Genomic DNA, 20,952 nt, shown 5'->3' with positions numbered 1-20,952 from the left:
GGGTTGTACGAAGGATTCAAAAACTGTTTATTTCGGAAGTGTAATTTTCTATATTTTGTAAAAATTAAAGGTATTTTACTTTATTTCCGAAATCAGAAATCCCAAATCTGAAATAGTTGGAAATCCTTCGTACTCCATTAATCATAAACAAGAAATGCTCCCCAACTGGGGAGCACTCTATATTTAGTGGAAGGTAATAAATCGTTTTTAGTGATTAATTTTGAGTACGGATGTTGGATAACCATATTTTGCCATATTTCCGAAATCAGTAATTCCCAATCTACAACCGTAAAACTTCTACTATTCCTCGTGCACTGCCATTTCCTGTGGTGTTTTCATGATCATTGTTCTGGTAGGAAATGGTATCTCGATGGATTCATCTCTAAATTTTTTATGAATATCTTTCATAAACTCATGTTTGATCAAAAATTGGTCACTAAAGGTTTTGGCTCTCATGATTATGGTCATCTTGATTGAGGATTCTTCAAAAGAGTTAAACCTTACTACTGGTGTAAAGTTTTCGACAGCTCCTTCTAATCGACTCATAGTTGCTTGTGCTACTTCGATAGCAACTTTTTCTACATATTCCAAATCACAATCGTACGAAATACCAATGCTGACAGTTGCGGGTGTTTCGGTATCTGGAAAATTATAGTTTTTGAGCGCATTAGTCGAAATTTTGGAATTGGGCACAATCACAATATGATTGGCCATTGTTTTAATTGTGGTATTTCGCCAAGTTATATCTTCGATATAACCTTCTTCGCCTGTAGATAATTGTACATAATCTTGTGGACGAATCTTCTTTGAAACTAATAACTGCAAACCTGCAAAAAGGTTAGACAATGTGTCTTGCAATGCTAGTGCCACAGCCAAACCACTAACTCCCAGTGCTGTAAGGGCTGGTGCAACCGAAACCCCCACACTTTGTAAAATCATAACCAGTGCGCCAATATATATCGTTACTCGAATGATATTGGTAATAATAGACGATGTCGGAACAGAACCATTGACTTGTGGCATTTTTTGATTAGCCAAGCTTGTCAAGAAATTAGCACAGGCTTTGGCAATACTAAAAATCAAAAAGATGTGTGCAATCCGACCTCCGTAGATTTGATAATGACCTAATTCTTTGTTGTAATATTCAACGCCCATTTCTAAGAAAATAGCCGCTAGTAAGGGTACAATATTGTTGTGAATACTTACTAATAAAATGTCATTGAAACTAGCTTCTGAGTGAATTGTGTCAAAGTTGTTATAAGCAGACTTTACACGTCCTCGCCAGATTGTTTGGATTGTTTTGGCAATACCCACACCCGCACAAATCCACCCTAAGAGGAATACTAATATTATCCAGTTTGATTGTATCATTATGTTCAAAGTTGTTCGCTTGAGTAGAAAAGCGATAGATTAAAAAATGAAAAGCAAGGCTCAAGCATTTTACCTGAGATAAAATTTATACGACAAAATAGTGGAAAAGTCTTTTATAAGTAGGAGTGCTAAGTTTTGATTCTCAAAATTGCTTTTCTAGCAATTAATTCATTTTAGTTTGACAAGATGTAAATTTTTAAAAAATACACTCAAGTAATATCGTTTGTGCCTGTACAATTCTTAAGGAAAGCTTTTCTGAAAAATACCATGTACTACTTAGCTAAGTATTTATGCAGAATCATGAGTTATGATTTTAAAAAGTTAAATATCAATGAAATAAGTCTTTTGAAATCGTATTGTACAATTACATAACGAAACTTTAAGTCTGATAGTACAAAGAGAATACACTAGACTTAAAGTCCAATTAATAAAAAATTAGAATCGAATTAGATTAGATTTTGAGCTGTAATGTCGTATTTCTGTAATTCAGTCAAAATTGAAAAACAGAAACCAATGATTAATCATCTGTCCATTAAATCCAGTGTTTACGCTTAAAAAACCAAAGTACTGCGGTAGAAGATAGCATCATTAGAATCAAGGCTAGATAGAATCCATAGGGATGCAATACCGTTGGCATGACTTGGTAATTCATCCCAAAAATCCCAGCGATGAGCGTAGGAGGGAGGAAAACGATGGTCACAACCGTAAAGATTTTGATAATCTGGTTTTGTTCGAGGTTAATCAAACCCGTAAATGTATCTTGAAGGTATTCTAAGCGCTCAAAATTGAAAGTGGTGTATTCTGTTAATGAGCCAACGTCTTTTAAGATAATTCTTAATCTTTCTCGATAACTTTCGGGAAATAATCTACTACGCTGAATACTTGATAATACACGCTGTTTGTCAATAATGCTTTCGCGAAGCATCATAGAATTTTCTTGTAATGTGTTGATTTTGAGGAGTATTTCTTGTTTTGGTTTTTTTTCGTTAGAAAGGGATTTACTTATATTGGTAATTTCACGAGACATATTTTCCAGCAAATCGGCATCGGCTTCGATTCTAGTTTCTAGTAAAAGCAAGAAAATATCAATACCTGTTTCAAAAGGTTCTTCATAGACCCGCATTTTTTTTACAGTATCTGCAAATGTTTTAGAATCGCCCTGACGATAAGTGAAAAGGGTAGTGTTTTTTATCAAAAATGAAACAGGATAACTATGATAGCCATGCTGGTCTATTTTAGAAAAATTGGAGTTGGCCACCATCATATCGCCCTGCTCAAAAAAGCGAGCGCTACTTTCAATTTCCACGATTTCTTGCGGGGTCTGAAAACTAACTTGACATTTGCTTTCTATCCATTCTTCCTCTTCGGGACTTGGCGATTGCAAGTCCACCCAAATCACATTCGGAATTTGTGAGAGCATTCTCACGTCATTTTCCTTTCTGATTTGTTTTTTCTCCTTATAAAAGATTCTTACCATGTCAGTAGTTGTTTTGGCGTTGGAGTAATATCCAAGACTTGTTCAACACTCGTCGCACTTAGGCAACCGAGATATAGTTTATGATTTAGGTTAGCTACTAATGAGCTTTTGAAAATATAAAACATCTTACATTAATACAAACAATATAAGGGTTTTTGGAGGGTACTGTAGGGTACTAACTCAGAAAAATCCTATCTTTTCAAAAGTTTATAAAGATGGATTGATAAGTAAGTGTTTGTTTTTTAGTTAATTATGAAAAATATGCTTGTGTTTAAGTTATATAGACTATTTACTCAACTTTTGGACTATTCTCTTTTTGATGAGAATTTAGTAAATTTCTTTTTCATGTGTAAAAAACAATCAGTCGATACTTTAAATAGATAAGAAGGTCTTACTTTTTGGTATTTTAAGTACGATAAAACTTGTTACTTTTCACCTAAAGCTAAACTAAATTAACTCAAGTACTCGTCGTACGCTCATCCTCAAACTATGTCTGCAAAGAATAAACTAAATCTGTTTGACACCACTATGCTTGTGGTCAGTCTCATCATCGGAATGGGAATTTTTCGTAATCCAGTCGAAGTAGCCAAGTCTGCACAAAGTCCCTCCATTTTTTTCTTAGCTTGGATATTAGGGGGTGTGGTAAGTTTTTTGGGTGGACTTACTTATGCTGAAATTGGGTCGAGATATGCCGTAAAAGGCGGTTTCTACAAAATATTTTCGTACTGCTATCATCCAGCTTTTGCGTTTATGGTCAATTGGATGTTGGTAATATCTAATGCAGGAGCCACTTCTATTGTGGCAATTGTGGGTGCAGAGTATATCAATCCTATCATTATGCCAGCATCACTTCAGAATCCGCTGGGTATCAAAATTACCTCAATTTCAACGATTGTCATTTTGTATATCATCAATTTTGTAGGTATTAGACTTTCGGCACAAACCCAAAATCTATTATCGATGATCAAAATGGTACTTATGGCTTTGTTGATTCTGACTATTTTTGCAGGACATCCTTCGCCAGTGAGTCATACCAATTTTGCCATTGCGCAAGAATCGTGGCAATTTACAGACTACCTCAAGGCATTGGCAGTAAGTTTTATTCCGATATTTTTTACTTACGGAGGTTATCAACAAACCATCAACTTTGGTACTGATATCGAGAATCCTGTACGCAATACCCCCAAAGGAATTTTTATTGGTTGTAGCTTAGTGATGTTTTTATATTTGGCCATCAACTTTGCTTATTACAAAGTTTTAGGAATCGAAGGTATAGCGCAATCCAAATCACTTACGGCTGATTTGGCAAAGGTTTTCTTTGGTGAAATTGGGTTCAAGTTTACCTCTGTGCTATTGTTTATTTCGGTTTTGACTTTTGTGAACTCTGCTATGCTGACCAATCCAAGGGTATATTTTGCGATGGCAGAAGATGGCGTTTTGCCACAGGTTTTCAAAAAACAAAACGATAAATCACAAGTACAGGAGTTTGCTCTCAGTGTCTTTGCTTCGTTTTTGGTGCTCTTTTTATTCTTTGCGGATTCCTTTAAAGAGTTATTAAACTATGTGATGTTTTGCGACTCTGTAGGTATGATAACCTCGGCCGCAACGATTTTTTTACTTCGAAAAAAGAGCAAAGAGATACTAGGTGAAACCTATACGATTGGTTTTGGCAAAGTTCTTTTTCCAGTTATTTTCATTGTAGTCTACACCGTAGTTGCCATAAGTTCATTAGTAGAAAATAAGGAGAATTTACCAACAGCCATCGGCTTATTTTTAGGGGGCTTGCCACTGTATTACATTCTAAAAAAAGCAATGGATAATTTGAAGATATAGGAAAAAGGGAAAAAGGGAAAAAGGGAAAAAGGGAAAAAGGGAAAAAGGGAAAAAGGGAAAAAGGGAAAAAGGGAAAAAGGGAAAAAGGGAAAAAGGGAAAAAGGGAAAAAGGGAAAAAGTTGAGGCAAATAGTAAAGTTATTATGAAAATTTGAGATATTCCCTAACCCCTAACCCCTAACCCCTAACCCCTAACCCCTCAAAAACAAAACTTATGGAAGACATTTCTTTAATCATCAACCAACTTGGCGAGGAGCGTGACTTGTATTTTCAGGCAGTGGCTCCGCCAATTATGCAAACCTCCAATTTCGCATTTAAGGATTTTGCTAGTATGCGTTCTACTTTTGAGGATGAATACGCTGGCGATTATATTTATACCAAAGCCAAAAATCCAACGGTGGATATGCTTAGGCTAAAATTGGCGGCTTTACAAGGTGCTGAAGATGCCCTTGTGACTAATTCGGGAAGTTCGGCTATTTTTTGTTCGATTTTGGCGAATGTAAAAGCTGGCGACCATATTATTTCTGTCCGACAACCTTATTCGTGGGCTCGAAATATGTTTGAAGTTGTATTGCCAAAATTCAATGTGACACACACTTATATCGACGGAAAAGATATTCGTAATTTTGAGGAGGCTTTACAGGAAAATACGACTTTAATTTATCTAGAATCCCCTAATTCATTTAGTTTTGAGTTGCAGGATTTGGAAGCGGTAGGGAACTTTGCCCGTGCCAGAGGCATTACTACTATAATAGACAATAGCTATTGTACACCGCTTTTTCAGAATCCACATGCTTATGGTATCGACTTGTGTTTGCATTCGGCAACGAAGTATATTTCAGGACATTCGGATACTGTAGCAGGAGTGATTACTGGTTCGAAAGCTCGGTTGAAAAAGATATTTGATTCAGAACTTTCCAATTCAGGAACGAGTCTTTCGCCATTTAATGCTTGGCTTTTGTTGCGTGGCTTACGAACTTTGCCTATCCGCTTGAAACACATTACTGAAAGTACGATGGCTTTGTTGCCTTTCCTGAAAAATCATCCGAAAATCGAAAAAGTGATATTTCCTTTCGATACCGATTTTCCTCAGTATGAATTGGCACGTAAACAAATGACGGGCGCTTGTGGGTTGCTAACTATTGTGCTACCACCAGTATCGTATGAGCAAATTGAGCAATTTGCTACAGGACTCAAGCATTTTTTATTAGCGGTAAGCTGGGGCGGACATGAATCTTTAGTGATGCCCAAGGCAGCAGGTATTCGTCCTGAAAATTATGATTCAAACAATGAGGAACACCGTATGGTGCGATTGTATATTGGCTTGGAAAGTGTAGAAGAGCTTCAAGAGGATTTGAACCAAGCCCTAGAGGCGATGTCGTAGATATTTTAGTCTCTTATCTACCGTTCACTTAAAAAACTATTTTTTCAATAATGGATAATGCTTTGCTACGACAAACATATCCCAATATCGTATGAGTACACAAATTGCATTTATTTTTGACATGGACGGGGTTTTAGTAGATAACCTTGAGTTTCATGTAACAGCATGGTTAGAGTTTTGTGCCGATAAAAACATTCCTTTAAATCGTGAGGAGTTTTTTCAAAACTTGAATGGTAAAAATGCGCAAGATACCATGAATTATTTCTTCAAACGTGAAGTAGAACCAGAATTGGCGCACGCACTAAATGAAGAGAAAGAAGTGATTTATCGCTCAATTTATTTACCACATATCAAGCCAGCCAATGGTTTGGTAGAGCTTTTGGAATCATTGAAAGCCAAAGGCGTAAAATTGGCAGTTGGTACTTCTGCTCCGCCAGCCAATGTTGATTTTACTTTGGACAATGCAGGTATTCGCCATTATTTTGATGAAATTGTAGATGCTTCTATGGTAAAAAATGGTAAACCAGCACCAGATATTTATTTGAAAGCAGCCGAAAAATTAGGTGTCCCAATTGAACATTGTGTAGTAGCCGAAGACGCTATGCAAGGAATCCAAGCTGGTTTGAGTGCAGGAATGAAAGTAATCGGTATCACAACCTCACATACAGCTGAGGAGTTGGCGCATACGCACTTACAAGTACCAGATTTTACTACAATTAACTACGATACGTTGGTAGAGTTGTTGGGGGTGGAATAATTTTTGATTTGAAGATTCTATGATTGGAGAATTAGACGATTTAGAAATTTGAAAATCTAATAATTGGATAGGGTTAAAGTTAATAGCATAACCAGTTCTTGACCAACAATTCCACTTAGTGGGTGAATTTATTCACCCATGACGAAAATGTTGAAATAGATGTATTAAAAACAGGCGGTAAAACGAAGTTTTACCGCCTGTTTTTAATACGTAGAAGGTTGTAGCCATTGAAATAAAATTATTATAGTCGCAACCCTTGCGGTTGCCATTTTGAGCGGGGCAACTCTTTCAAACTATCCCATCATTAATTCCATTTCCAAATCTTCAAATTTCCAAATCTTCAAATTAACTTTCCTTTTTCCAATAGAAATAAAATGGCAAACCCGTAGCCATGAGCCCTAGCCCAATTAAGGCTTCGCTTGGGCGCTCTATTAAGGTATTTACCAAAAGTACAATACAAAAAAGTATAAAGATTGCTGGTACAAATGGATAGGCGATTACCTTGTACGGACGTGGTGCATCGGGCATTTTTTTACGTAAAATAAAAACCCCAAACGTTGTAGCACCATAAAAAATAAAGGCTGCAAAAATCAGCATATCCGTAAGTTGATCAAATGTTCCCGAAAGTACCAATAATGACGCCCAAACTGCCTGTAAAGCCAATGCTTTTGAAGGAGTATTATATTTTGGATGAATATAGTCTACATGTTTAAAGAACATTTTTTCGTGCGCCATCGCATAAAAAAGACGTGAAGCCAACAAAATAGTGCTACTAGTGCAATTGAAAGTAGTTACCAAAATCAAACATGAAATCAAGACGCCTCCCCATGAGCCAAGAAAATGCGTAACCACTGCTACTGCGCCAATACCATTTTTGGTTTCATGGATTTTGATAAACTCATCAATCGGTAAAATATACAAGTACACAAAGTTCATCATCATATACATTGCAATAATGATAATCATCCCAATAGTAAGTGCCAAAGGAAGGTTTCTTTGAGGGTTTTTGATTTCACCACCAATGTATCCTACGCTATTCCAACCTTCATATCCCCAGAATGCACTAAGACATGCCAATGCCAGAGCTTTGAATAAGGTGCCTCCTTGCATTTCTTCAGGATTGAATTTGACGCTATTTTGTTTGAGATATTCCCAGTTTCCTACGCTCGAAGTAAGCCCCAAAACAATAATACCAAGCATCACAATAATCATCAGCGTTACGAGGGTATTACTGAGTTTTTCGCCCAGTTTTAAACCTCTAGTATTAAAGAACGTTAGAAATACTATTAGGGCAATGGCGACAAGTTTGATACCTAAATTATCGAGAAAGTGTAATCCAAGAAAACTCATTTCACTCATTTCGGGCGATGAGTTAGGAATAGGAATGAGGCTATTCAAAGATTGAGCAAACACATACGCAATGGATGCAATTGAGGCTGTACGAATCACAGCAAAGTTGGTCCAACCAAATAAAAAGGCAAAAAAGCGATTGTAGATTTTACGATAATATACAAAATCTCCTCCCGAATCGGCCAACATACTGGCTACTTCGGCATTGCTGAGGGTACCTGCCAAACTAATTAATCCCGCAACTAACCATGCTGTGAGTACCAATCCTGGCGATTGTAATTCGGCCGACATTGGGGCAATTTTTTTGAATACTCCAGTGCCTATTACAGAGCTGATTACAAGTACAATAGCGGAGGTTAATCCAATCGAACGAACTAATTTTCCTTGATTGTCGGAAGAATTTTGCATAGTGTGGTTTGGGGTATGAAGAGGATAAGACTTTTATTTTTTGTGAAAAAAGGTTTTTGATTTTTCAAAAAATAATACTTCTGACTGTTTTTCGAAAAGACAAGTTTCTACAAATTAGTCAATAAGCCTTTTAGTTCCAAATTCTATCAACCTACAGAGTCACGAAGAAGCTCTTTACTAAGCTTTCTAAAACCGAATGATTGAATGGTAAAAACTACACCTCAAATTTGGGTATAAATCAAATATACTGCATTAATTTTGAGGTTCTAACTAAGTAATTTTGCTTTGTAAATACTGGATAAGCGAAGAATTACTCATAAATAAGTAGTGGTAACTATAAAAATTTTAAAGTCATACTGAGTACTTACGCTGTGAGTAATTACCTCACAGAGCATCACATAAGTATCGTTTTATTCCAAGTAAATATTTTACCTTTGATGGATTACCTTAACACTTAACAATAGCCAAACTGTGAAGAAAACTTTACTACTTCTTTCTATTTTTTTTATCAACATTATATCGTCTCAAGCACAAAAAATCAACGAGTCGACACAATATCATATTAAACCTGCTACAGGCAAAATACATATAGATGGCAATCTTGAAGACCCCGCTTGGCAAGATACTCAGTTGGGAGGTGATTTTTGGATGATTACACCTACTGATACGGCCAAAGCCAAGGGTAAAACTGATTTTCGTTTTACTTACGATGAGCATTTTTTGTACGTGGCCGCTATTTGTCATGAGTCAATCAAAGACAAATCTTATATCGTAGAGTCACTAAAACGAGATTTTAACTTTGGCAACAACGATAACCTTTGGTTGATTTTAGAGCCTTTCAATGACCTAACCAATGGTTTTGTATTTGGTACCAACGCTGCTGGTGCACAGTTTGATGGTATTATCTCAGAGGGTACTAATCTCAATGCCAACTGGGATAACAAATGGTACTCGGCTACGAAGTATATGGGCGATTATTGGGTTTTAGAAGCTGCTATCCCTTTCAAAACGCTCCGTTATAAGGCTGGAGAAACTCGTTGGGGCATGAATTTTAGTCGCCTAGATTTAAAATCGAATGAAAAATCATCTTGGGCCAGAATTCCCAAACAGTTCTTTAGTATTACCTTGGCATATACGGGGTCATTAGTATGGGATACACCACCGCCAACACCCAAAAACAATTTCTCGATTATTCCGTACGCTTTGACGGGAGTCAATAAAGACTACGCCAAAGGCACTGATGCATCTATCAGAAAGGACGTTGGAGTAGATGCCAAAATAGCGGTGTCTTCGGCTTTGAATTTAGACTTGACAGTAAACCCTGACTTTTCACAGGTAGATGTTGACCAACAAGTCACAAATCTTGATCGTTTTGAATTATTCTTTCCTGAAAGGAGGCAGTTTTTTCTAGAAAATTCTGATTTGTTCAACAATTTTGGCTTCAAAAATATTCGACCATTTTTCTCACGTCGAATCGGTCTAGGCTCACCTATTCAATTTGGGGCTCGTTTGAGTGGAAAAATCAATAACAATTTGCGTATTGGTTTGATGGACATGCAAACAGATCCTAATAGTGGACTCGGAAAACCCACTCAAAATTTTTCGACATTGGTGCTCCAACAAAAGATATTTTCAAGGTCTAATATTGGCCTGATGTTTTTGAATAAAGAAGCACTTAATTTTGATGAAAATAAAAACGTAGGTTATTCCAAATACAACCGTAATCTTGGATTTGAATACAATTTGGCCTCTCCAAGCAACTTGTGGACAGGGAAATTATTACTGCTTAAATCTTTCACCCCTAAAACTGTAAGTAATCCAACTACAGGAGATGATTTTGTACAGGCCCTTAATCTAATGCATAATGGCACTCATTGGGTTTTGCAGTGGCAACACGAATATGTAGGCAAAAATTATAACGCTGAAGTTGGATATGTACCTCGCTTAGGGTATTTCAAAATAGACCCAGCTATAACCCATTTGCTATATCCCAAAAGTCCAAACAGTAAAGTTTTTGTGCACGGTCCGTCTGTAGAATCTGTTAATTATTGGAATACAAAAAGCGAACGTACAGACTATACCAATATATTTGCCTATGCTATTCAGATGAAAAATAGAAGCGCCTTAACTCTTTGGACTGCTAAAGACTATGTAAAACTGCAATTCAAATTTAATCCACTCAATCCATATACATCGGAGTATTATGTGGCTAATCAAAGCGAACATTCGTGGAATTCGGCAGGATTTGATTATGTTTCGACTTCCAAAAGGCTTTTGACATACACTTTGTCTACTCGTGTGGGAGGTTATTATGGCGATGGAACACGTGTAGGAATTACGGGGTTAGTGGGCTATCGTTTTCAGCCCTATGTAAGCTTTTCGGTAGGAGCAGATTATAATGATATCCGTAATGTATCAGTCGCTAATAGTGCCAGCGATGTTATATCTAAACAATCAGAAAAATTTTTCTTGATTCGTTCAAAAGTAGATATTACGTTTACCAATAATTTGTACTGGACAACATATTTTCAATACAACGAACAACAAAAAAATGTAAACCTCAATACCCGTATTCAATGGCGCTACAAACCTGCATCGGACATTTTCCTGGTGTACACCGACAATTACGTTCCGAACTCTTTCGGCATAAAAGACCGAGCAATCGTCTTGAAAATGACCTATTGGTGGAATGTGTAAAAACAGGGTATAGGGGTTAGGCAAAGAGGCATCAGAAAAATATTTTAACTCTTTGCCTAACCCCTATACCCTCTAAAACTCATACAAAAATGACAACAATTCGAACAAAACCCCGTTTGTCGATAGAGTACTGTCCCAAATGTAATTGGTTGATGCGTTCTGTTTGGATGACGCAAGAATTACTTACTACTTTTGCTGATGATTTGGGAGAAGTGGCGTTGATTCCTTCCGAAATAGCAGGGCGATTTACCATCATGGTCGAAGATGAAGTTCTTTTTGATCGAAAAAGAGAAGGACGTTTTCCCGAAATTAAAGAATTAAAGCAATTGGTGCGAGATAAAGTTTGCCCTGAAAAAAGCCTTGGACATTCAGATAAAAAATGAATATGTAATAGAATCTCTCTAGTTACACTACAGACAATAAGTCTTAGGCAAGGAAAATAAAAGCACTAAATTAAACATTCCAGACTTATCACGTATAATGAAACTCCTATGAAGAAACTTATTTTGGGATTTTGCACACTTAGTCTCTTGGTGGCTTGTTCTGCCAAAAAAGCCGACAAAACTGAAAAAGAAGAGATTAAAGGCGAAAGCATTCCCTACGACTTAAACAAACCCGTTCAAAAGTATCTATTGCCTAGAGCACTCGATGAAATATCAGGGTTATCATTTTACAAGAAAAACCAATTGGCTTGTATTAACGATGAAGAAGGAACGCTTTTTATTTATGATTTTATCAAAAAAGAGATTATCAAAAAAGTTGATTTTGGTAAGTCGGGCGACTATGAGGGAGTTGAAGTTGTAGGCGACGAAATATTTGTACTAAAAAGCAATGGCAAAATTCATAGCTTCAAAATAGAAGAACCTTTTGAAAGAGACCTTGACTGTTCGCACAAAGATGTCAAAGAATACGAAGGCTTGAGTTACGATTCTAAAAAGAATTACCTGTTGCTGGCAGCCAAACAAAGAAGCAAAGATAAAGATGATGTAAAGATGATTTATGCCTATAATCTTAATAATCAATCTTTGTTTAAATATATTGGCATACCTGAGTCTCAAGTAAAGACCGATAAAGGAGGGAAAGAGTTTCGACCTTCAGGTATTGCGATTGATCCTCTAACGGGCGATACATATATTATAGCCTCACAAGGCAAAAAACTGTTGGTATTGGCAGCAGATGGTCACAAAAAAGTAATTATAGATTTAGATCCTAGCCTATACACACAACCCGAAGGTATTTGCTTTACCCCTCAGGGTGAGTTATTTATTTCTTCGGAAGGAAGTGGAAAGTCGGGTTATATCTTGCAATTTTCTCCGAAAAGCGTGAAATAGTTGTTGTTCAGGGAAAAAATTAAAAACTCAGTAAGTTTTTAAAGAACTTTCGACGCGAATTTCGTTAATACCTTAAATGAAATAGTATTTAGTACTTTCAATCAAAACCATTTTATCAAATGAAAAAGTTACTTTTCTTATCCTTATTAACTCTTATTGCTTTCGTAGGCAAAGCTCAACATGGAGCTGGTGACAAAGCAAAAAGACCTTCGCCTCCAGCGACTGCTACAGCTACAGTAAACGGCGCTACAATCAAGATTGACTATAGCCAACCATCGGTAAAAGGTCGTAACGTATGGGCTGGAGATTTGGCTCCTTATGGTAAAGTATGGCGTACAGGTGCCAATGAGGCTACTGTTTTTGAAGTTTCGAAAGACGTAACAGTTGAAGGAAAAGCTTTGAAAGCAGGAAAATATGCTTTGTTCTCTATCCCTAATGAAAAAGAATGGGTGATTATTTTCAACAAAAAATCAAACCAATGGGGTGCTTACGACTACAAAGAATCAGATGATGCTTTGCGTGTAACTGTACCAGCAAAATCAGGTGCCTTAACCGAAAAGTTTACAATTACTGCTGAAAATTCAGGTAAAGTAACTTTGGCTTGGGACAAAGCTGTTGTAGCGTTCAACGTGAAATAATATTTTAGATAAGTATCTGATAATGAATAAGGTCTTTTGTCAAGCTGACAAAAGACCTTATTTTTGTGGGCTATGTAAGTAAAATCTAAATCTTTAAATTCTGATATTATGGCAAGTGTTTTTTCTAAACTAAACTATAAAAATCAAACATCGGTTTTGGTGCAAGATGCACCAGAGTCTTTTGAGCAAACCTTAGACGAAATCCGTAGTCAAGCAGAAATTATTACTGTCATTGAAGATATCGAAATTATTGATTTTGTCATAAGTTTTGTGACAACTCTCCGAGACATCGAAATTGCTATTAATGCAATAGCTCCCAAATTAGGGAAAGATGCCGTTGTGTGGTTCTGCTATCCTAAAGGTACTTCCAAAAAATATCGCTGTGAATTTAACCGTGATAACGGCTGGGCTGCTGTGACTTCACACAATCTAGAGACAGTTCGTATGGTTGCTATTGATGAGGATTGGAGTGCTTTAAGATTTAGGGATATGGCATTTGTTAAAAAAAGCACTCGACATAAAAATTAAATATTTATCAAAGAAGCCTTCAAGCGGATATCATAAAAAATGTATCGCAAGTATATTGAATCAAGACTTGTAACAATATTGATAGTCATGTAACATTTTGAATATAATTGCTTTTTTGATGGCTTGTAATGTGCTGGATATCAATTAATTGTAAAAATGTAACATTTTTGATAGTATCTGTTCATTTTATAAAAGAAGGATAATTAAGGTCATAGTAGTTTTGAGTGACAAAAAAATCAAATCCCATATCTATAACAAAACTATGTCTGTAAAAGCTATCGTCACATATTTGTCATTAGGCATACTTCCTATCTTTTCTGTTGAAGCTCAACAAGCTACCGTTCCTCAATCCAAGTACGACGAGCCTCATCGCCTACAATATCATTTTTCGCCACCCAAAGGCTGGATGAATGACCCCAATGGAATGGTGTATTATCAAGGTGAATATCACCTGTTTTATCAACATTATCCCAACAAGAGTATTTGGGGGCCTATGCACTGGGGGCACGCCATCAGCACAAATCTTACGCATTGGAAAAACCTCCCTATCGGCCTATATCCTGATTCTTTAGGATATATTTTTTCAGGAAGTGCAGTCGTAGATTGGAAAAATACAAGCGGTTTTGGTAAGAATAATAAGCCTCCTTTAGTTGCCATGTTTACTTATCATAATATGGTAGCAGAAAAAGCAGGTGCTATAGATTATCAAACACAAGGTATTGCTTATAGCAACGATAATGGCCGTTCTTGGACTAAATATGACCAAAATCCAGTTATTAAAAATCCTAATATCCGTGATTTTAGAGATCCAAAACTAAGTTGGGATGAACAGCACCAACAGTGGGTTGTAATTTTGGCGGTACAAGATCATGCAGAAATCTGGACTTCTAAAAATTTAAAAGATTGGCAATTCGCTAGTAGTTTTGGAAAACAATGGGGAAATCATGGGGGTGTCTGGGAATGTCCAGATTTATTCCAATTATCAACCCCAGAAGGTAAAAAATGGGTGCTTATCATCAATATCAACCCTGGCGCTCCAAACGGGGGTTCTGGCACACAATATTTTATAGGTGATTTTGATGGGAAAAACTTCATTCTTGATGAAGGTGTAAAAACGTATGTGCAGCATGAAAAAGGCTTGTGGATGGATTATGGTCGTGACAACTATGCTGGAGTAACTTGGTCGGATATTCCTCAAAAAGATGGGCGTAGAATTTTGATTGGTTGGATGAGCAACTGGCAATATGCCCAAAAAGTGCCTACAGAAAATTGGCGTAGTGCAGCTACATTACCACGTGTGTTGTCATTACAGAAAACAACACAAGGCTATCGATTAATTTCTGAACCAGTAAAAGAGTTAAAAGGCTTGAGAGTTCCTCAAAAAAGCTTTGTATTGTCACAAACAAAAACTTTAACGACTGAATCTTGGACACCTAAATTGGACTTTAAACCAACTTTATCAGAGCTAGAAATAGAATTCGAAAAACCTCGTTCTGGAAAAGTTTCATTGGTGTTTTCAAATACGAAAGGCGAGAAATATAGCATAGGTTACGATAGCCAAAGTAATCAATTTTTTAGTGATAGAAGCCAAGCTGGCGACCATAGTTTTTCGAAAGAATTTTTTGAAAAAGTTGATGTTGCTCCACGTTTTACCGAAAGTAATACGGTCAAATTACATTTGTTTGTAGATGTAGCCTCGGCCGAGCTTTTTGCAGATAATGGCAAAACTGTTATGACAGATATCTTTTTCCCAAGCGAAAACTTTAGTCAATTCAGTATTCAATCGACTGAGGTAGGCTTGAAAGTGAAAAACCTAAAAATTTGGGCTTTGAAAAAATCTTGGTAACAACTCTAATAATTTTAAGAATTTTAAGGCGTAAAGCATAATAACCTGACCCCTCTCAAAAAGATAAGCTGTGTTTAACAAAACACTGTTTATCTTTTTGTCATTTAGGGATATTCGTAAAAAATCTATTTCTTCATCGTCATGAAAAAACACTCGTCGTCCTATATCTGGCTTTTGGCTCTTATTCTTTTGATATGCAGTTCGTGCCATTCAAATGAAAAACAGCACTTTCGTATTGGGTTTTCTCAATGTGGTATGAGCGACCGTTGGCGTGAAGAAATGGTCGAAGGCATGAACAGAGAGCTAAGTTTTTATCCAGAGCTTAGTATGATTCTAAAAGATTCTAAATGGAATAATAAGGTTCAATATGCTCAAATAGAGGAACTTATTAACCTTCCCGTTGATTTGCTCATCGTATCGCCCAACGACAGTAAGTACCTTGAGCCTACTATTACCAAAGCTTACCAAAAAGGGATTCCTGTGTTGGTGGTTGACCGCAGGGTTTTTTCTGACCAATTTACCGCATTTGTTGGTGCCAACAACTACGTAGTAGGGCAGCATGCAGGAGAATATGCCAATATTTTGCTCAATGGACACGGTCGAGTACTAGAAATAGGCTTTGGCCCACATACCGCACCTGCTATTGGTAGACATAATGGTTTTTATTCTGTTATTCAAAAATATCCTCACATACAATACGTCGATTATTTGAATAAAGACTGGGCTGATAAAGATTTGAGGGGAGCACTTATGCAACAACTAAAAAAGAACCCCGATTTAACAGATTTGATTTTTGCTCATAACGACCGTTGCGCCTTGATAGCCTATCAAGTTTGTAAAGAATTGGGTATCGAGAAAAAAATAAAGCTTATTGGCGTTGATGGTTTGGTTGGAAATAATTTAGGACTCGACTTAGTGAAAAAAGGTATTATTCATGCTACTATTCTATACCCAACAGGTGGCGAAGAGTCGATTCGGGTAGCGGCCAAAATACTTCGTAAACAAGCATTTGAAAAGGAAAACCAACTTTTCACAAGTGTAATCGATGCACAAAATGTGAATATTATGTTGGCTCAACTCAATAAGTTGCGTGAGCAACATGCTGATATTGAGCACCAAGCTACTCGAATCAAAGACCTGACTAAGATATTTTCGTCGCAACAGGCCGTTTTGTATTTATCCTTTTTCTTCTTGATTTTGTTATTACTGCTAGGTGCCGTGTTATTCTATCTTTTCAGAGATCGTCAGGAATCCAATTTTCGTTTGTCGGAGCAAAATGAGGCTATTTTGAATCAAAAAAATGAAATAGAACGTATTTCGCTATTGGCAAAACAAGCCACCGAAGATAAGCTACGTTTTTACTCTTATATTTCTCATGAGTTTAGAACACCCCTAAGTCTTATTTTGACTCCAACGCAAGATATTCTTCATCGAAAAACTTTGGATGCCAAAGAAACTAGACAAGCCTTTTTGTTGATTCAAAAAAACGCAAATCGGCTTTTAAGACTAGTTGACCAACTATTGGAATTACGAAAGGTAGATTCTGGAAAAATGGAATTAAATCGCCAACAGCATGATTTAGTAAGCTTTATCAAAGATATTGTCAATGATTTTCAGGTAAAAGCCAAAAGTCAACAAATTGATTTACAGTTTATTTGCCCGTTTAAAACTTTACCTTTTGTATTTGATGCCGAAAAATTAGATAAGGTGTTTTTTAACATCATTTCAAATGCGTTCAAATATACCCCCGATGGTGGCGCTATCCATATTTCTTTGTTGAAGAATGTAGAAAAGTTAGAGATACTGATTTCTGATAATGGTATAGGAATGACTCCAGAAGAGAAAGAAAGAGCTTTTGACTTATTTTATCGAGGCAATCAGAATATTTCTTTAGGAACAGGTTTGGGCTTGGCTCTTTCCAGAGAGTTTTTGACCTTACACCAAGGTGAAATAGAAGTAGAATCGCAAAAAGGAAAAGGGACAACCTTTAAAATTATTTTGCCGATGCTTACTTCCGAAAACTCAGAAGGAGTTTCGTTGATGCCACATTATTCCAAAGAGGATATTGAGCCAACGGTCGTAATAGATACCCCTGCCGCTCAGCATCACGAAAACACATTGGTTTTGATTGAAGATAATCCAGATTTACGACTTTTCTTGAAACAAAAATTGCAGCAATTCTACAATGTCGTAAGCGTAGAAACGGCCGAAGCAGGTTGGTCCGAAATTCTCAGTAATATTCCCGATTTAATTATTAGCGATGTCATGTTGCCAGGTATGGATGGATATTCATTAACTCAAAAAATCAAAAATGATTTTCGCTCTTCGCATATTCCTGTGATTTTGTTGACAGCCAAAGGGCAAACCGAAAATCAAATTGAAGGAACTCGTGCAGGAGCAGATGCTTATATCCCTAAACCATTTAACCAACAGCTTTTAGAAGAAAAAATCAAAGGCCTCCTCGATAATCGAGATAGAATGCGAAGAAGATTTTCAGGAGAAATTACTAATCCAAGTCAAATACAAAAAGGGGAACGGAAGTTTTTAGTAGAATTTGAATTACTATTAGAAAAACACCTTACAGAAAGCACTCTTTCTGTCGAAAAACTTAGTCGAGAATTGGGTATGTCGAGGGTTCAGCTTTTTAGAAAAATTTCTGCCTTAACCAACAAAAATGTAACAGACTATATTGCCGATTTTAAACTATTAAAAGCTAAAGCATTGCTCAAAGAATCTGATAAAACTATCTCTGAAATAGCTTATGAACTAGGATTCAACAATCCTAGTTACTTCACAACTTTCTTCAAGCAAAAGACTAATCAAACTCCTTCAGAATGGCGGAATAGTTGATGTAACATTATTTGAATCTATGCAACATAAGCAATGAATTTATTTTTCGTTAAATGTTTAACTTGTTGATATTCAAAATATTGCATAGATGTATCAATTCTGGTACTCTTTGAATGAAAACTGACAGCAAACGACCATAGCTTAGTCTAATTTTGGTTCATCAAAATTCACTAAGTCTATCATGAATCAGAATTTAAAACTAGTATTATGGTCGTTATCTGCTGCATTAGGAGGATTTCTATTTGGCTTCGACACGGCAGTTATTTCGGGCGTAGAGCAAACTCTCCAGCAGCTTTGGAATCTCGATGTATTTGAGCATGGGCTTACCGTCTCAATTGCCCTTATCGGAACGGTATTAGGTTCTTTGTTGGGAGGTATTCCTGCACAGCGTTACGGTCGACGTTTTACTCTATTATTAATTGCTATCTTCTACTTGATTGCCTCATTAGGCACTGCTTTTGCGCCCAACTGGAGTATCTTTTTGGTATTTCGATTTTTGGGAGGTTTGGGCGTAGGTATCTCTTCGGTGGTAGCACCCATGTATATTTCTGAAATCGCACCGCCTAGCAAAAGAGGTCGTTTGGTTGCCATGTTTCAGTTCAATGTAGTGCTGGGAATCCTAATGGCGTATTTATCCAACTTCCTTTTATCTGAAGTATTTACAGAAGCTTGGCGCTGGATGCTCGGTATTCAAGCCTTACCTTCTATCTTATTCATCGTTACAGTTCTTCTCATTCCAGAAAGTCCACGATGGTTGGTATTGGTCAAAAAGGATTTTCAGACAGCTAAAACCATTCTTGAAACAATCGATGCGCAAAATGCAGAAAAGATTTTAGCACAAATTCAAGAAAATGCTCAATCACAAGGCGAAAGCAAATTCAGCTTACTTTGGCAACCTGCTTATCGCCGTCCGTTGACCTTATCGGTACTATTTGCGGTATTTAACCAAGTATCGGGTATTAATGCCATTATCTACTTTGCCCCACGCATTTTCGAAATGTCAGGATTAGGCAAAGACTCTTCGCTTCTTTCTTCGGCAGGAATAGGTTTGGTTAACTTACTTTCTACGCTTTTAGGGATTGCCATTATCGACAAATTCGGCCGTAGAGCACTTATGCGTTGGGGCTCGATAGGCCTTGTTGTAGCGCTAGTATTGGTTGCACAGTCCTTTTACTTTGGAGGCAATAGCCTTTGGGTTCCTTTTTATCTATTTCTATTTATTGGATTCTTTGGTTTTTCGCAAGGCGCTGTGATTTGGGTATTCATTGCCGAAATCTTTCCCAACGAAGTACGTGCTTACGGACAAGCCCTCGGAAGTTTTACGCATTGGATATTAGCAGCCATCATCACGTTTACTTTCCCTTATTTGGCAGAGACTCTCGGAGGAGGAATCACCTTTAGTTTTTTTGCCCTGATGATGGTATTGCAAGGTTTTTTTGCTTGGAAAATTATGCCTGAAACAAAAGGCACAAGTCTCGAAAATACCGATATAACCGTATTAGCACACTAATCTACTTATTTCAAATGAAACAATTTGTATGCTTTGGCGAGATGCTTTGGGATATGCTTCCTAGTGGAAAAATCCCAGGTGGAGCTCCTATGAATGTTGCCATCCATCTCAAACATTTTGGTCATCAGGTATCTATTATTAGTCGTATCGGAAACGATGACCTTGGCAAAGAGTTAATGGATTTTGTCAAAAGTAAAGAACTCAACTGCCAGCTTATTCAGCAAGGTAATACCCATTTGACGGGTGTTGTAAAAGTCAACATGGATGACAAAAGCAATGTGACCTACAAAATCGTCAAACCTGTGGCATGGGACTATATCCAGTCCGAACCATCTGCTTTAGACACCGTTGCTCAGGCTGACTGTCTGGTATATGGAAGTTTGTCAGCACGCTCACAGCAGAGTTTTGAAGCTTTAAAAGAACTATTAGAAGTAGCCAAATTCAAAGTATTAGATGTCAATCTGCGACCTCCTTACTATGATACAACTACGCTATCGTATCTGATGACACAAGCCGATATGGTGAAGCTCAATCACCATGAGTTAGCCGAAATCAGCTCTTGGTTTTTTGTAGAAAACACACTCGAAGAACAAATCTCAAAACTGGCTACTCATTTTCAACTAAAGACCATTTGTGTAACACTAGGTGCAGACGGTGCTGTGCTCTATCATCAAGGTTTGTTTTATCGCAGTGAAGGTTTTCCTGTAAACGTATGTGATACAATAGGTAGCGGAGATTCATTTTTGGCAAGTTTTCTTTCTAGTTTTTTACAGAATGAAAATTATGAATACGCTCTACAAAAGGCCTGTGTAGTGGGGGCATTGGTCGCCACTCATCATGGTGCTACACCGTTTATTTCTGAAGAAAGTATTGAAAAATGTTTAGAGAAAAAGGTGCAAGCAGACAAGAAAAATATGACCATGTCATAGAGGACTAATGTATCTCTTCGACATAGAAACACTCCATGCCTTTG

General features: G+C 37.0%; 15 protein-coding genes. 12 read left to right on the top strand and 3 right to left on the bottom strand.

Going from position 1 to position 20,952, the window contains the following annotated elements; genetic code table 11:
- Positions 1–300: 300 nt before the first annotated feature.
- Both QM491_RS20910 and corA read right to left on the bottom strand, forming a co-directional pair.
- Positions 301–1,371, bottom strand: coding sequence for a mechanosensitive ion channel family protein (locus QM491_RS20910; protein WP_283329476.1), 1,071 nt, complete (start codon positions 1,369–1,371; stop codon positions 301–303).
- Between the two features lie 532 nt (positions 1,372–1,903).
- Positions 1,904–2,848: a magnesium/cobalt transporter CorA gene (gene corA / locus QM491_RS20905; protein ID WP_283329475.1), complete on the bottom strand. Its 945-nt coding sequence runs from the start codon at positions 2,846–2,848 to the stop codon at positions 1,904–1,906.
- 489 nt (positions 2,849–3,337) lie between these two features.
- Between corA and QM491_RS20900 the strand changes: the two genes are divergently transcribed.
- The 3 genes from QM491_RS20900 to QM491_RS20890 all read left to right on the top strand — a co-directional run bounded on the left by QM491_RS20900 (position 3,338) and on the right by QM491_RS20890 (position 6,821).
- Positions 3,338–4,681, top strand: coding sequence for an APC family permease (locus QM491_RS20900; protein ID WP_283329474.1), 1,344 nt, complete (start codon positions 3,338–3,340; stop codon positions 4,679–4,681).
- Positions 4,682–4,894: 213 nt separating this feature from the next.
- The gene (locus QM491_RS20895) at positions 4,895–6,064 is read left to right on the top strand and encodes a trans-sulfuration enzyme family protein (protein ID WP_283329473.1); all 1,170 of its coding nucleotides are present in this window, start codon (positions 4,895–4,897) and stop codon (positions 6,062–6,064) included.
- A 91-nt stretch (positions 6,065–6,155) separates the two neighbouring features.
- A complete protein-coding gene (locus QM491_RS20890) occupies positions 6,156–6,821 on the top strand; it encodes an HAD family hydrolase (RefSeq protein ID WP_283329472.1) in 666 nt (221 codons plus the stop codon).
- 345 nt (positions 6,822–7,166) lie between these two features.
- Here the strand turns inward: QM491_RS20890 and QM491_RS20885 are convergent, their stop codons facing one another.
- A complete protein-coding gene (locus QM491_RS20885; RefSeq protein ID WP_283329471.1) occupies positions 7,167–8,579 on the bottom strand; it encodes an APC family permease in 1,413 nt (470 codons plus the stop codon).
- Positions 8,580–9,050: 471 nt separating this feature from the next.
- On the opposite strand from QM491_RS20885, the gene QM491_RS20880 reads away from it, so the two are divergent.
- The 9 genes from QM491_RS20880 (at position 9,051) to QM491_RS20840 (ending at position 20,908) form a co-directional block, all read left to right on the top strand.
- Positions 9,051–11,276, top strand: a complete 2,226-nt coding sequence (locus QM491_RS20880; protein WP_283329470.1) for a carbohydrate binding family 9 domain-containing protein — start codon at positions 9,051–9,053, stop codon at positions 11,274–11,276.
- 89 nt (positions 11,277–11,365) lie between these two features.
- Entirely contained in the window at positions 11,366–11,659 is a 294-nt protein-coding gene (locus QM491_RS20875) for an Rdx family protein (protein ID WP_283329469.1), read from the top strand.
- 108 nt (positions 11,660–11,767) lie between these two features.
- Positions 11,768–12,607 carry an SdiA-regulated domain-containing protein gene (locus QM491_RS20870; protein WP_283329468.1) on the top strand — a complete coding sequence of 280 codons (840 nt, stop codon included), beginning with the start codon at positions 11,768–11,770 and terminating at the stop codon, positions 12,605–12,607.
- A gap of 119 nt (positions 12,608–12,726) precedes the next feature.
- Positions 12,727–13,245, top strand: a complete 519-nt coding sequence (locus QM491_RS20865; protein ID WP_283329467.1) for a DUF2911 domain-containing protein — start codon at positions 12,727–12,729, stop codon at positions 13,243–13,245.
- A 108-nt stretch (positions 13,246–13,353) separates the two neighbouring features.
- On the top strand, positions 13,354–13,773 hold the full coding sequence (locus QM491_RS20860; RefSeq protein ID WP_283329466.1) for a hypothetical protein: 420 nt from the start codon (positions 13,354–13,356) through the stop codon (positions 13,771–13,773).
- Positions 13,774–14,035: 262 nt separating this feature from the next.
- Entirely contained in the window at positions 14,036–15,619 is a 1,584-nt protein-coding gene (locus tag QM491_RS20855) for a glycoside hydrolase family 32 protein (protein ID WP_283329465.1), read from the top strand.
- 141 nt (positions 15,620–15,760) lie between these two features.
- The gene (locus tag QM491_RS20850; protein ID WP_283329464.1) at positions 15,761–18,469 is read left to right on the top strand and encodes a substrate-binding domain-containing protein; all 2,709 of its coding nucleotides are present in this window, start codon (positions 15,761–15,763) and stop codon (positions 18,467–18,469) included.
- Positions 18,470–18,650: 181 nt separating this feature from the next.
- The gene (locus QM491_RS20845; RefSeq protein ID WP_283329463.1) at positions 18,651–19,979 is read left to right on the top strand and encodes a sugar porter family MFS transporter; all 1,329 of its coding nucleotides are present in this window, start codon (positions 18,651–18,653) and stop codon (positions 19,977–19,979) included.
- A gap of 14 nt (positions 19,980–19,993) precedes the next feature.
- Positions 19,994–20,908: a carbohydrate kinase family protein gene (locus QM491_RS20840; protein ID WP_283329462.1), complete on the top strand. Its 915-nt coding sequence runs from the start codon at positions 19,994–19,996 to the stop codon at positions 20,906–20,908.
- Positions 20,909–20,952 lie beyond the last annotated feature (44 nt).

Source organism: Flectobacillus longus, assembly GCF_030056705.1.
GTDB lineage: Bacteria > Bacteroidota > Bacteroidia > Cytophagales > Spirosomataceae > Flectobacillus > Flectobacillus longus.
Note: the sequence above shows the minus strand (reverse complement) of the source record. Positions and strands in the feature narration are given on the sequence as shown.